The following is a 13,419-nucleotide window of genomic DNA, read 5'->3' as shown; positions in this document are numbered from 1 at the left end:
GCCAACGATGATGCGTTTCGTTCTGCTTGGCGCGGCGGCACTAGCCGTGCCGCTGGTTGCCGCGACGGGCCAGACGCCCGCCCCGGCGACAGCATCGGCACCCCGGTCGGCGGAGGCTATCTTCGCCGACCGGCTTTCCAACGATCCGCGTGCCGAATCGCTGCGCCCTTATGGTCAGCGCATTCCGCCCGAGGTCCGCACCGACAAGACCGTCCAGTTCGGCAAGGCGCTGCGCATCCCGATCAGCGGCGCGATACCTGAGTTCGGACGCATCGGGGTGGTCACGCCCACGTTGAAGCCAGTCAGAAAGGGCGACCGGATCGTCATCGCGTTCTGGGCCCGCGCGCAACGGACCGAGGGCGATGCTCCCGGCAAGATCTGCCGCAGCCAATTGGAAGCGACACCGGTCGTGCGCACCATCTTTGAACAGCCGTTCGACATCACGCCCGAATGGAAAATGTACAAGTTGATCGGCAAGGCCGACCAGGCCTATCCAGCCGGTGGGCTGAACGCCGCCTTCCATCTCGGCTGTGCCAAGCAGACGATCGATATCGGACCCGTATTCATTCTGGATTATGGCCAGTGAAGCGCTTTTTGTTCGCCGTCGCTCTCCTGCTGGCGACGGTGCATCCGGCGCTGGCCCGCAACCCGCAATTTCAGGGTGCCGACCCGCACGCAATGTATATCGGCAAGGAATTGTGGGTCTTTCCGACCGGCGGGCCCGGCGGTAGCTGGGTCGCCGATCGCTTCGGGGCCTTTTCCTCGACCGACCGAAAGCACTGGAAAAGTCGCGGCGAATTGATCCGGCGCGACAGCATCGCCTGGATCGGCGACGATCACGCAAAAGAGCATTTCCTGTGGGCGCCCGCCGTCGCAACGCGTGGCGGCAAATGGTATCTTTATTATTCGGTCGGCCCGCAGAACCCGACGCCAAGCCGCATCGGCGTCGCGATAGCGTCGCGCCCCGAAGGACCCTTCATCGATAGCGGCAAGCCGCTGCTGACCGGCGAACTGGTCAGGGACGGTCGGGGTTTCGAGGCGATCGATCCGATGGCATTCGTCGACCCCCGATCGGGAACCGCTTATCTCTACGCCGGGGGCAGCGCGGGCGCGAAGCTGCGCGTCTTCGAACTGACCCCTAACATGATCGGCATCGCGCGAGAGGTGCCGGTCGAAACGCCGCCCCAGTTTACCGAAGGCGCGTTCATGCACGAACGCAACGGCATCTATTACCTGTCATACAGCCATGGGCACTGGAACGGACCCGACTATTCGGTGCACTACGCTACCGCCGCGTCGCCTATCGGGCCGTGGACCTATCGTGGCGTAATCCTGAGCAGCGACCAGCGGCATAAGGGGCCAGGCCATCACAGTTTTGTGCGCGACCCGAAAACGGGGCAATGGCTGATCGTCTATCATCGTTGGGAAAAGCCGGTCGGGGGCATGCCGTTCCGGGGCGAGCGGCAGATCGCGGTCGATGTGTTGCGCTATGCACGCGATGGCGCGATCCTGCCGGTGCAGATGACCGATTGAGCAGGCGTCTGTTGACAGTTTCCAGGAAAGGTATTCCTTCATGAACCGCATTTTTTTCGCCGCCACCGCGCTCGCCGCCATCGCGATCGGCACTGCCAGCCCAACGCTTGCCGCAAACGCCAGGAAAGCGAGCTTCGGCAAGCTGCCGGACGGTCGCGACGTGTCCGCGGTAACGCTCACCAACGGTCGCGGCATCTCGGCAACGGTGATCGCACTGGGTGCATCGCTGCAAGCACTGCTGATGCCCGACAAGGCCGGTAAGGTGGAGGACGTGCAGATCGGCTACGACACGCTCGACGGCTATCTTGCCAAGCCCGAATTCTTTGGCGCAACGGTCGGCCGCGTCGCCAATCGTATTGCCAAGGGGCGCTTCACCCTCGACGGCAAGGTTTATCATACGCCGACCAACGACGGCGCCAACTCGCTGCACGGCGGGACCAAGGGCTTCGACAAGGTGTTGTGGGAAGTGACCGACGTGAAAAGCGGTCCTGCCGCCTCGGTCACCTTGCGCTATGTCAGCCCCGACGGGGACATGGGCTATCCGGGCACGCTGACGACCTATGCGACCTATTCGCTCGACGAGAAAAATCAGCTGACGATTGAATATCGCGCGACGACCGACAGGCCGACCGTCGTCAACATCTCCAACCACGCCTATTGGAACCTTGCCGGTGTCGGTGCTCCGCGTGGCGCGATGGGTCATGTCGTGACGATCCCGGCGGAGCGCTATACTCCGACAGATGCGACCGCCATCCCGACCGGGCAACATGTGCCCGTCGCGGGCACCGTGTTTGACTTCCGCAAACCGCGCGCGATCGGCGACCGGGTGCGCGACGCACGCGATCCCCAGATCGCCTATGGCCGCGGCTATGATCACAATTGGGTGATCGGCAAAGCGGTGACGCCGACGATTCACCTGATGGCGCGCGTTGTCGAACCGGTGTCGGGACGCAGCTTTGAACTATGGTCGAACCAGCCGGGCCTGCAATTTTATTCGGGCAATTTCATGAACGGAACGATCACCGGCAAAAAGGGCCAGATCTATCGCATGGGTGACGCCATCGTCATGGAACCGCAGTTGTTCCCCGACGCGCCCAACCAGTCGGCCTTCCCCTCGGTGCGGCTGAACCCCGGCCAGACCTATCTCAACCTGATGGTCTACAAACTAAACACGCAACGCTAATTTTGGGCACCAGGAGAAAAACGATGAAGCTATTCCTCACGGCGTTGCTGCTGACCTCGACGGCGATCGTCGCCACTCCCGCCCAGGCGCGCGACCGGTGGAGCGAAGCGCAGGCCAATGGCTGGTACGCCACGCAGCCTTGGTTGGTCGGATCAAACTACACACCGGCAACCGCCATCAACCAGCTCGAGATGTGGCAGGAGGCGACCTGGGATCCCAAGCGCATCGACTACGAGTTGAACCTGGCGCAGGGCATCGGCATGAACACCATGCGCGTTTTTCTGCACGACCAGTTATGGCAACAGGATCCCGAAGGGTTCAAGCGGCGGGTGAGCGAATTCCTGACCATCGCCCACCGCCATGGCATCAAGCCACTGTTCGTCCTGTTCGACAGCTGCTGGGACCCCGAACCCAAGCTCGGGCCGCAGCATCCGCCGATCCCGGGCGTTCACAATTCGGGCTGGGTGCAGGGCCCTGGCATGCCCGGGCTGCGCGATCGTGCCCATTACCCGGCCTACAAGGCGTATGTGCAAGGGGTGATCGGTGCCTTTGCCAAGGATGAGCGCATTCTCGGCTGGGATGTCTGGAACGAACCTGACAATGGCGCCGACCAGTACAAGGGGCAGGAAGGCAAGGAGCCGCTGGTGCGCGCCTTGCTGGCCCAAGTGTTCACCTGGGCCCGCGATGCGAACCCCAGCCAGCCACTGACATCGGGCGTGTGGTTGGGCAATGACTGGACGCCGGGAGGCAAGAATTCAGCCATGGAAAAGCTCCAGCTCACTCAGTCGGACGTCATCACCTTCCACGACTATAGCTGGCCCGAGACATTCGAGGGCCGGATCAAGCAATTGCTGCCCTACAACCGTCCGATCCTGTGCACCGAGTATATGGCGCGCGGTAACGGATCGACCTTCGATGGATCGCTACCGATCGCAAAGCGCTATAATGTCGCGGCGATGAACTGGGGCTTTGTCGATGGGCGAACGCAGACGCGCCTGCCATGGGACAGCTGGCAGAAACCCTATGTCCTGTCGGAACCGACGATCTGGTTCCACGAAGTGTTCCGCGCCGATGGCACGCCGTATCGCCAGGCGGAAGTCGACCTGATCCGCCGTCTCGCCGCCGCCCCTAAGGGCGTGGTCCCGCCGGCCCAGCCAATCGCCTCGCCTGCGCGTAAGCGGCGCTGATCGTGTTGCGACGGATCGTCCTGGCGCTCATGCTGGCGGTGCTGGCAACCCCGGCGGCCGCGCAGGCCCCGGGCGGGCCAGTGACGCTCCGGGTCGATCCGACGAGGGCGTATTTGTTGGCGCACATGACCAAGGAGCATTACGGTGAACTCTATTATTCGGTTAGCATCGATGGGTTTCACTGGACGCGGTTGAACCGCGGGAACCCGGTATCGGCGGACTATCACGGCCATGCCTCGATTGCGCAGGGCGGGGACGGGCGGTACTACTTGGTCGGCAATAAGGGCGACGACGATCCGCTGATCCGCTTCTGGGTGTCGGACGACTTGATCCGCTGGACGAGCTTTGGCACCTATCGCCCTGACCTGAAAAACATACCAGACCACCCGCATACGCTGCAGCGGATCGGGGCACCGAAGCTGTTCTACGATGCGCAGTCGCACCAATTCCTGCTGACGTGGCACACACCGAACCTGGACGGCTCGGCTCAGGATCCGGAACGGTATTGGGGTAGCCAGCGCACGCTTTATGTCCGGTCGCCCGACCTGAAAACCTTCGCCGCCCCACCGCGCCGACTTTTCGACTGGAACATGGCCACGATCGACACGATCATACAGCCAAACGGCCGGGCCGGCTATTGCGCTGTCGTCAAGGACGAACGCTATCCATCATATGACTGGCCAACCGGAAAGACGATCCGGACCAGTTGTGCAAAATCGCTGTTAGGCCCCTATCCCTTGCCCGGGCCGCCGCTCAGTCCCAACTTCCGGGAGGCACCGACGATCGTGCGCGCGCCAGGCGGGACTGACTGGCTGCTTTATTATGAGCAATATGCCGGGACCAGCTACGGCCTGTCGATGGCGCCGACACTGGAAGGACCATGGTATCAGGTCTCTGGTAACAGTGGCGTGCCCGAATGGAACCGCTACGAAATGCCAACGGGGACGCGCCACGGATCGATGATCAGCATTGCGCGTCGTCAATACGACGCGATCGTCGCCGCCTTTCCTGCGCGTTAGCCGGTCAGCCGCTCCATTGCGGTGCGCGTATCCTCCAGAGCCAGATCGACCAGCACGCGCATCGCATCGCTTGCCCCTTCCTGATCACCTGCAACGATCGCATCGTACACGCGCATATGGTCGGGCAGCGGATTGCGGGGCAAATTCCGCCCGCGCTGCTTGAACTGCGTGGTCCAGTTGACCGCAGCGCCGATACTGGCGCTGAGTGTCAGCAAGGCGTCGTTGCGCGTTGCCTGCAAGATTGCGGTGTGAAAATCCCGGTCAGCCGCGCGGCCCACTTCGGTGGCCAGCGTATGGCGACGCATACCCACCAGCGCGTCCTTCATGATCTTAAGATCCGCCTTGTCACGGCGTTCGGCCGCCAGCCGCGCGGCCGCGGGCTCGACGATCGCGCGAAGCTCGAACAGGTTGCGCACGAAATCGACGTCGGGCTTGCCGGCAAAGGCCCAGGCCAGCACATCGGGGTCGAGCAGATTCCAGCGGCTGCGCGGCAGGACGCGCGTGCCGGTCTTGGTGCGGCTCTCGACCAGCCCCTTGGCCATCAGCACCTGCACCGCCTCACGATAAGCGCTACGCGATACTTCAAGTTCCTCGGCAAAGGCGACCTCGCCCGATAGCGTGTCACCGGGCGCATATTCGCCCGACAGGATGGCGAGGCCGAGTTTATGTGCCACAGCGCCGTTCAGGCGACGGCCGGTGCCGCGCGCCTTGCGCGGACTTTCGGTTGCGCCCTCAAGGGCAATGCCGTCGCTCATCTTTTTGTTCTCCGGGGGTCTTCCTAACAGCACTGCCGCCAACTCGGAACGACAAATCATTGCGTTCTGGACCTTGGTGCAATATGTCGGAGTAATCAGGAGAATTCAATGACAGCCGATGTTGCCACGATCGTCCGCGCCGACACCTCAAGCTTTCGTTCCATTACTGCCGAGACCGGTGAACCGGATGGAGAGGCGCTTGCGGTTCATGGTTTTGCCGATATGGAGGCGGCCTGCATCGCGGCAGACGCCGCATTCGATGTCTATCGCGCCACCGATCGCGAGGCGCGTGCCCAATTCCTGGAGCGGATCGCCAAAGAAATTCTGGCGATCGGCGACGACCTGATCGTCGCCGCGATGCGCGAAAGTGGCTTGCCGCGCGCCCGGTTGGAGGGTGAGCGCGGTCGTACGGTGGGCCAGTTGAAACTATTCGCAGGCGTGGTGCGCGGCGGCGCCTGGCTCGGCCTGCGTATCGATCCTGCAATGCCCGATCGCCAGCCTTTGCCCCGTCCCGACTTGCGGATGCGCATGATCCCGCTCGGACCGGTGGCCGTATTCGGCGCGTCCAACTTCCCGCTCGCTTTCTCGACCGCTGGTGGCGACACCGCTTCGGCGCTGGCCGCCGGGTGCCCGGTGGTCGTGAAGGGCCATCCAGCGCATCCCGATACAGGGGCCATGGTGGCCGATGCGATCCACCGCGCCGTCGCCGCTTGCGGACTGCCAGCGGGTGTTTTTGCGCATCTGGTTGGCCCGGGCAAAAACCTTGGAAGCGCGTTGGTCAGGGATCCGCGTATTGCCGCGGTCGGCTTTACCGGTTCGCGCGATGGTGGTCTTGCCCTTGTGGCGCTGGCGCAAGCTCGCCCCGTGCCGATCCCGGTCTATGCGGAGATGTCGAGCATCAACCCGGTCCTGCTGCTGCCGGCGGCGCTGAAGGCGCGGGGCGCGGCGCTGGGAACAGCATTTGTCGGTTCGCTGACGATGGGGGCGGGGCAGTTTTGTACCAATCCCGGCCTTGTGCTCGCAATTGATGGCGAGGGATTCGACACATTTGTCGCCGCGGCGGGCGGGGCGCTCGTTGCGGCAGAGGCGGCAACCATGCTGACGACCGGAATCCATGCCGCTTATACCAAGGGCGTCGACGCCCTGGCCAACAGCGACAGCGTAACGACGATCGCACGTGGCAAGCAGGGCGATGGCCCTCGCGGACAGGCGGCCTTTTTCGCTACCACCGCGGAGGCATTCCTGGCGGACAAGGCGCTTGGCAATGAAGTCTTCGGCGCAGCTGGTATATTGGTGAAATGCCGCGACGAGGCCGAGCTTCGCGATGTGATCGAGGGACTGGAGGGCCAGTTGACTGCGACCCTCCACATGGAGCCGCAGGATGAACCCGTCGCGGCGGCGTTGCTGCCCGCGCTCGAACGCCGCGTTGGTCGCATCCTTGCCAATGGCTGGCCGACCGGAGTCGAAGTCGCCCATGCCATGGTCCATGGGGGGCCATTTCCGGCAACGTCAGATGCGCGCACGACTTCAGTTGGCAGCCTGGCGATCGACCGGTTTTTGCGCCCGGTGTCCTACCAGAATCTGGCGCAGTCGATATTGCCGCCTGAACTGCGCGACGACGCGACGGGCGTTCCCCGCCTGCTGGATAGCACGCCGAGGCTCGGCTGATTGCACGAACACAGGCCATAACGGCCTTCGAATTCAAGGGAGAGGTTTCATGGCATTTCGTTTGCTGCAACATCGTGGAGCCGACGGGGTGCGATCGGTCATCGCGGCAACTGCCGAAGGTGTGACCTTTGTGAACGGCGTGACAAGTGTACGTGAACTTGCCGGGCGCGCCATCGCTGATGGCCTCACGCTGGCGCAAGCGGTCGAAACGTGCGGCAAGCGGACTGGGGTCGATCTCGCGGCGGAATATGCCGCGGGGCGGTTGCTCGCGCCGATCGACCATGACGATGATGCGCATGTCCTGCTCTCCGGTACCGGCCTGACCCATCTCGGGTCGGCCGAGGGCCGCGACCAAATGCACCGCCAAGCTGCAGCCACCACGACCAAGACAGATTCGATGCGGATGTTTCTGGAAGGTGTCGATGGTGGCAAGCCCGGCGCTGGCGAGATCGGACAGCAGCCCGAATGGTTTTACAAGGGCGACGGATCGCAGCTGGTCGCGCCAGGCGCACCGCTGACGATGCCTGATTTTGCCAAGGACGGCGGCGAAGAGCCCGAACTGGCGGGTATCTACTTGATCGGCCCCGATGGCACCCCGTTCAGGCTTGGCCTGTGCCTCGCCAACGAATTCAGCGATCACGTGACCGAGCGGCACAATTACCTTTGGCTGGCGCATTCCAAATTGCGCCAGGCCGCACTTGGCCCCGAACTGCTGGTTGGTCCGCCGCCGAGCCATTTCGAAGGCACCAGCCGGATCGTGCGCAACGGGGAAACCTTGTGGGAGAAACCGTTCCTGTCGGGCGAAGACAATATGTCGCATACCATCGCCAACCTCGAGGCGCATCACTTCAAATACGGGCTGTTCCGCCGCCCTGGCGACATCCACATTCACTTTTTCGGCACCGCGACCCTGTCGTTCAGCGACGCGGTGCAAACCGCGGTCGGCGACGTGTTCGAGATCGAGGCGGCACCCTTTACGCTGGCCGTCCGCAATCCCCTAGCGCGCGCGGCGCAGTCGCCCGTCATCGTCCGAGCGCTCTGATGGAGCCGATCCACATCGCCGTCGTCGGCATGGGCAAGATTGCGCGCGACCAGCATCTGCCGGCGATCGCGGGTAACAATGCCTTCGGACTTGCAGCCACGGTCAGCCCGCACGACCCGGGGGTGGAGGGTGTCGTCCACCATCGCAGCCTCGATGCCCTGTTGGCCGAAGGGCCGGCGGTCGACGCCGTCGCGCTCTGCACGCCGCCGCAGGTTCGTTACGATCTGGCGGCGCAGGCGCTCGCGCGCGGCGTCCACGTTTTCCTTGAAAAACCGCCCGGTGCAACGCTGGCTGAGGTGGCTGCGCTCAACGACCAGGCGCGCAAGGTCGGGGTAACCCTGTTTGCCGCCTGGCATTCGCGTTTCGCCGCCGGGGTCGCACCGGCGCGCGCCTGGCTGGCCGAGCGGCGGATTGACCGGGTCGCAATCGTTTGGCGAGAGGACGTTCGGGTCTGGCATCCCGGGCAGGCGTGGATCTGGGAACCGGGCGGGCTGGGCGTGTTCGATCCCGGCATCAACGCGCTCTCGATCGCGACGCATATTCTGCCGCGACCGTTTTTCCTGAAGGCCGCGACGCTGACCATTCCCGCCAACCGCGCCGCGCCGATCGCCGCCGACATCGAGTTTCGCGATACGGCGGGCGCGCCGATCCTGATGGACCTCGACTGGCGCCAGACCGGCCTGCAAAGCTGGGATATCATCGTCGAGACCGATGTCGGGACGCTGAAGCTGTCCAATGGCGGTGCCTTCCTGTCGTTGCCGACCGGCACCGATTATGGCGAGGACAGCGAATATCCGGGCCTGTACGCACGCTTCGCCTCGTTGGTCCGTGCCGGACGCAGCGATGTCGACACCGATCCTTTGCGGCTGGTAGCGGACGCCTTTCTGCGCGGACGCCGGGAAATCACCGATGCGTTCCATGACTGACGCGGAGGGCAGAACTTTTTTGGCGGTCGATTGGGGGACGACCAATCGTCGGGTGTATCGCATCGTCGATGGCCAGGTCGAGGAGACGCAGCGCGATGATCGTGGCATATTGGCGGTGGAACCCGGTAGCTTCGGAGCCGAAGTCGCCGACATCCGGGCACGGATGGGCGATCTGCCGATGCTATGCGCTGGCATGGTCGGGTCTAATCGCGGGTGGGTCGAGGCGCCCTATGTCGGTTGCCCGGCCGACTTAGCAGCACTGGCCGGCAAACTCGTCTGGGCAGAAACCAACCGCACGGCCATCGTGCCGGGAGTCGCGGTCCGCGCGGACGGACGCAGCGACGTCATGCGCGGTGAGGAGGTTCAGCTGCTGGGGGCGGTCGCAACCGGGCTGGCCCCTGCCGACGCGCTGCTTTGCCAGCCCGGCACACATTGCAAATGGGCGACCATGACCGGTGGAGCGATTACGCATTTTGCCACAGCAATGACCGGCGAGTTCTTTTCGCTGCTGCAAAAACACAGCCTGCTCGCCGCGCAGATGACCGGCCCCGTCGAACCCGGCGCGGATTTCCTGCGCGGGGTTCGCGACGCCGCCGGCGACGCGCTGCTCACCCGCCTGTTCGGGGTGCGCGCCGACTTCGTCACTGGCCTGCGTAACGCCACCGGGAGCGCATCCTATGTCAGCGGCTTGCTGATCGGCACCGACGTGCGATCGCGGCTCGACGGGGAAGATCGTGCTGTGTTCGTGCTCGCCGACCCGCAACTCGGTGCCCTGTACGCCGCCGCGATTGATGCGGTCGGCGCGCGCCCTTACCTGATCGACAGTCAGGCCGCCTTTGTCGGCGGCATCACCAGCATCTGGGATAGCTTGTCATGACCATGCCCGTCGACTTCAAGAACGCATTCGACCATTTTCCGCTCGTCGCCATCCTGCGCGGCATCACACCCGACGAGGTGCTGGCAGTCGGCGACGCGCTGGTCGACGCAGGCTTTACGCTGATTGAGGTGCCACTAAATTCGCCCGATCCATTGGTGTCGATAGAGCGCCTAGCCCGACATCTGGAGGGCGTGGCAGTGGCCGGGGCCGGCACCGTCCTGTCGGTCGATCAGGTGACCGCAGTCGCTGCAGCGGGCGGACGCATGATCGTTTCGCCCAACACCAACGGCGACGTGATCGCCGCTTCGGTTGCCGCAGGACTTGCCTCGTTGCCGGGCTGCTGGACCGCGACCGAGGCATTTGCCGCGCTGCACTCCGGCGCCCATGCGCTGAAGTTCTTCCCGGCCGAGGCGATGAGCCCTGGCGTCGTCAAGGCACTGGCGGCAGTTCTGCCGCCCGCCGTCCCCAAACTCGTGGTCGGGGGCATAACCCCCGAAACGATGCAGCCCTGGGTTGCTGCGGGTGCGTCAGGATTCGGCTTGGGCTCCGCCCTGTATAAGCGCGGCGATACCGCCGAGTTGGTCGGCCGGAACGCGCACGCCTTTGCCCTAGCGCTCGCAGCACTCGGGATGGCGCAGGGCTGATGGCGAGGCTGGCCTTGCTCGGTGCGCTCGCGCTTGGTGCGATGCCGACTGTCGTGGCCCATACTGGACGGGCGACGTCCACGATTTCCAACCCCCTGCTGCCCTCAGGCCCCGACCCCTGGATCGTGCGGCAGGGCGACACCTATTTCTACATGAACACAGTCGGCAATCGACTTACGATTCGTAAGACTAAGGACCTTTCGCGCTTGGCGGAGGCTGCGGAGATAACGGTCTGGACCCCGCCCGCGACCGGGCCCAATGCGCAGTCGATCTGGGCGCCCGAACTGCACCGGATCGGAAATGCCTGGTACATCTATTACACGGCGGCCGAAGTCGGGCACGATGACGATGAGCATCGCGGCATCTTTGTTCTTGAAAATCTGAATACGGATCCAACGCGGGGCGCGTGGACCGATCGCGGGCAACTGAACACTGAACATCGCGGTATCGACGGCACGACCTTCGCGTATGCCGGAAAGCGTTATTTCGTCTATTCGCCCTATGTCGGGCCTGCCAGCGACCTGGCGATCGTCGCAATGGCCAATCCGTGGACCCTTGTCGGCAAGGAAACGATCATCGCCCGGCCCGACCTGGAGTGGGAACGCCGTGGTGGCCGCCAGATATTGGAAGGGCCGGAGTTCCTCGCGGGGCCAAAAAGCGACCTGTTTCTCAGCTATTCCGCCAGCGCCTGCTGGTCAGACGATTATGCCATCGGCCTGCTCAGCGCTGGCGCCGGCAGCAACCCGCTAGACCCTGCGGCCTGGAGCAAGGCACCACGTCCGGTCATTGCCAAGGCACCCGAAGCCAGCGTCTATGCACCCGGCCACAACGGTTTTTTCGCTGCCCCCGACGGCGCGACTTGGATCGTCTATCACGCCAACCCGCGACCGGGCATGGGATGTACCGCGGCGCGGGCACCCCGCATCCAGCGGGTCGAATGGTCACTGTCCGGAACCCCGATGTTCGCGCCTCCGACAGATGCGAAGGTGCATATCGCACGCTAGGCTTCGGGAGGCCATTTCCAGCCCTAAATATTTGGCGATTATGTACTTTACAAACCCAAGGGTCTGATGCATAAGTGACGGCAAGGAGTTAAGCCGTCATGTCCGTTCTATCGCAGGCCCATTTTCACGACGAAGCCAAAGCATTCGAGTTTCTCGAAAGCGTCATATGGGCTGACGGCGTGGCTTGCCCGCATTGTGGAGTTATCGGTGGCCGGATTTACGATCTGGCTGGCGTTCGGGGCAAACCAAGCCTGAAAAGCCCCGAAGGCGCTATCCGGTTCGGCCTGAAGAAGTGTGGCGAATGCCGCAAGCAGTTCACCGTGAAGGTTGGCACCGTGTTCGAACACGCCCGTATGCCCCTGCACAAGATGCTACAGGCCGTTCACCTTATCATCAGCAGCAAGAAGGGCATCAGTTCGCACCAGCTTAGCCGCGTCCTTGAGGTTCAGTACAAGAGCGCGTGGTTCCTTGCCCACCGCATCCGCGAAGCAATGCGCTCCGGTGATCTTTCGCCATTCGGTTCGGACGGCGGCATTGTCGAGGTTGACGAGACTTTCATCGGTCGCGTGAAGGGTGCGCCAGTAAAGCGCGCCTTCCACCACAAGATGAAGGTTCTGGCGCTGGTTGACCGTGATACCGGCAAGGCTCGCACGATGGTTGTCGATAACGTCTCGGCCAAAACGCTGATGCCAATCGTTCTTGCCAACGTCGCGAAGGAGGCGACGATCATGACTGACGAGCATAACGCCTATCGGTCAATCGCTACCTACTTTGCCGCCCACGGTACGACGAACCATAACTCCGGCCAGTATGTCGATCTGACCGACCGTCGCATTCACAGCAACACGGTTGAGGGTTATTTCAGCATATTCAAGCGCGGCATGAAGGGCATCTACCAGCATTGCGGCGAGCAGCATTTGCACCGCTACCTCGCCGAGTTCGAGTTCCGTTATAACAACCGGATTGCCAACGGTTGCGATGATAAGGGCCGCAATTTGGAAGTCCTCAAGGGCATCATCGGCAAGCGCCTTACTTATCAGGGGCCTAGTGCATAGTGCGAAACCCGCGCCCAAAAAGCCTTGACATAAAGCACAAAAAAGCAGATTCGATGAATGCAGCCCTTGCTTAGCGAATTGGCCCCTGGGCCTCTTTCATGATAGCTAAGATCGCCAACATGGCGGGTTGCAATTAGTAGTGGTGATTAGCGCCACGCTCCCAAAGATCATATTCTCTGGTTATACGCCTTGCGATCAAATTATAAGATCGCGTGTCGTTCAGTTCCCATTTGCGCTGAATTGCCCATGCGCAATAGTCCGCAACTTGCAAACATGGATCGGCCTGACAGGGCCTAAAATCAACCGCCCACTTCTTGTCTCTCATGTTTTGGGACATAATGTCCTCTAAGGACTCGATGAAAGTGATTTTCTCTTTTTTAGTCCCGATCGAAGCGGCTACAACGGTTATTTCGTCTGCTTTACTTATCTGACCAAGCAAACGGTGTTTGCAGTGAAAATACCAAGGTATTTTATAGAATCGCGACTTTGAAGCGGTGACCTGCGGTTGTGCTTTAGACTTTTCGCA

At 62.6% G+C, this 13,419-nt stretch carries 14 protein-coding genes; 12 read left to right on the top strand and 2 right to left on the bottom strand.

Annotated elements, in window-relative coordinates; genetic code table 11:
* Nucleotides 1–7 precede the first annotated feature (7 nt).
* The 5 genes from Q0R02_RS03785 to Q0R02_RS03765 are packed head-to-tail and all read left to right on the top strand — an operon-like array spanning nucleotide 8 to nucleotide 4,922.
* A complete protein-coding gene (locus Q0R02_RS03785) occupies nucleotides 8–586 on the top strand; it encodes a hypothetical protein (RefSeq protein WP_293880994.1) in 579 nt (192 codons plus the stop codon).
* Complete coding sequence (locus tag Q0R02_RS03780; RefSeq protein ID WP_293880992.1) at nucleotides 583–1,533, top strand: family 43 glycosylhydrolase; 951 nt, start codon at nucleotides 583–585, stop codon at nucleotides 1,531–1,533. Before Q0R02_RS03785 ends, Q0R02_RS03780 begins: the two co-directional genes overlap by 4 nt.
* A gap of 40 nt (nucleotides 1,534–1,573) precedes the next feature.
* On the top strand, nucleotides 1,574–2,716 hold the full coding sequence (locus Q0R02_RS03775; protein ID WP_293880990.1) for an aldose epimerase family protein: 1,143 nt from the start codon (nucleotides 1,574–1,576) through the stop codon (nucleotides 2,714–2,716).
* Between the two features lie 23 nt (nucleotides 2,717–2,739).
* Nucleotides 2,740–3,903: a cellulase family glycosylhydrolase gene (locus Q0R02_RS03770; protein WP_293880988.1), complete on the top strand. Its 1,164-nt coding sequence runs from the start codon at nucleotides 2,740–2,742 to the stop codon at nucleotides 3,901–3,903.
* Nucleotides 3,904–3,932: 29 nt separating this feature from the next.
* Nucleotides 3,933–4,922: a glycosyl hydrolase family 43 gene (locus Q0R02_RS03765; protein WP_367271427.1), complete on the top strand. Its 990-nt coding sequence runs from the start codon at nucleotides 3,933–3,935 to the stop codon at nucleotides 4,920–4,922.
* Here Q0R02_RS03765 and Q0R02_RS03760 read toward each other — a convergent pair.
* Complete coding sequence (locus tag Q0R02_RS03760; RefSeq protein ID WP_293880984.1) at nucleotides 4,919–5,677, bottom strand: FadR/GntR family transcriptional regulator; 759 nt, start codon at nucleotides 5,675–5,677, stop codon at nucleotides 4,919–4,921. The two genes, Q0R02_RS03765 and Q0R02_RS03760, sit on opposite strands and share 4 nt — an antisense overlap.
* A 108-nt stretch (nucleotides 5,678–5,785) precedes the next feature.
* On the opposite strand from Q0R02_RS03760, the gene Q0R02_RS03755 reads away from it, so the two are divergent.
* The 7 genes from Q0R02_RS03755 (at nucleotide 5,786) to Q0R02_RS03725 (ending at nucleotide 12,893) form a co-directional block, all read left to right on the top strand.
* On the top strand, nucleotides 5,786–7,345 hold the full coding sequence (locus Q0R02_RS03755) for an aldehyde dehydrogenase (NADP(+)) (RefSeq protein WP_293880982.1): 1,560 nt from the start codon (nucleotides 5,786–5,788) through the stop codon (nucleotides 7,343–7,345).
* A 49-nt stretch (nucleotides 7,346–7,394) separates the two neighbouring features.
* Nucleotides 7,395–8,387 (top strand): AraD1 family protein, encoded by a 993-nt coding sequence (gene araD1, locus Q0R02_RS03750; RefSeq protein ID WP_293880980.1) that lies wholly within the window; start codon nucleotides 7,395–7,397, stop codon nucleotides 8,385–8,387.
* The gene (locus Q0R02_RS03745) at nucleotides 8,387–9,313 is read left to right on the top strand and encodes a Gfo/Idh/MocA family oxidoreductase (protein WP_293880978.1); all 927 of its coding nucleotides are present in this window, start codon (nucleotides 8,387–8,389) and stop codon (nucleotides 9,311–9,313) included. The genes araD1 and Q0R02_RS03745 overlap by 1 nt, the downstream gene beginning before the upstream one ends.
* Complete coding sequence (locus Q0R02_RS03740; RefSeq protein WP_293880976.1) at nucleotides 9,297–10,190, top strand: 2-dehydro-3-deoxygalactonokinase; 894 nt, start codon at nucleotides 9,297–9,299, stop codon at nucleotides 10,188–10,190. Before Q0R02_RS03745 ends, Q0R02_RS03740 begins: the two co-directional genes overlap by 17 nt.
* On the top strand, nucleotides 10,187–10,834 hold the full coding sequence (locus Q0R02_RS03735) for a 2-dehydro-3-deoxy-6-phosphogalactonate aldolase (protein ID WP_293880974.1): 648 nt from the start codon (nucleotides 10,187–10,189) through the stop codon (nucleotides 10,832–10,834). The genes Q0R02_RS03740 and Q0R02_RS03735 overlap by 4 nt, the downstream gene beginning before the upstream one ends.
* Nucleotides 10,835–10,875: 41 nt before the next feature.
* Nucleotides 10,876–11,838: a glycoside hydrolase family 43 protein gene (locus Q0R02_RS03730; protein ID WP_293881050.1), complete on the top strand. Its 963-nt coding sequence runs from the start codon at nucleotides 10,876–10,878 to the stop codon at nucleotides 11,836–11,838.
* Nucleotides 11,839–11,936: 98 nt separating this feature from the next.
* Entirely contained in the window at nucleotides 11,937–12,893 is a 957-nt protein-coding gene (locus Q0R02_RS03725; protein ID WP_293880972.1) for an IS1595 family transposase, read from the top strand.
* Between the two features lie 133 nt (nucleotides 12,894–13,026).
* Here the strand turns inward: Q0R02_RS03725 and Q0R02_RS03720 are convergent.
* A partial coding sequence (locus Q0R02_RS03720; RefSeq protein WP_293880971.1) for a DUF3800 domain-containing protein occupies nucleotides 13,027–13,419 on the bottom strand: 393 nt, incomplete at its 5' end.

Source organism: Sphingomonas sp. (assembly GCF_025353885.1).
Classification (GTDB): domain Bacteria; phylum Pseudomonadota; class Alphaproteobacteria; order Sphingomonadales; family Sphingomonadaceae; genus Sphingomonas_O.
Note: the sequence above shows the minus strand (reverse complement) of the source record. Positions and strands in the feature narration are given on the sequence as shown.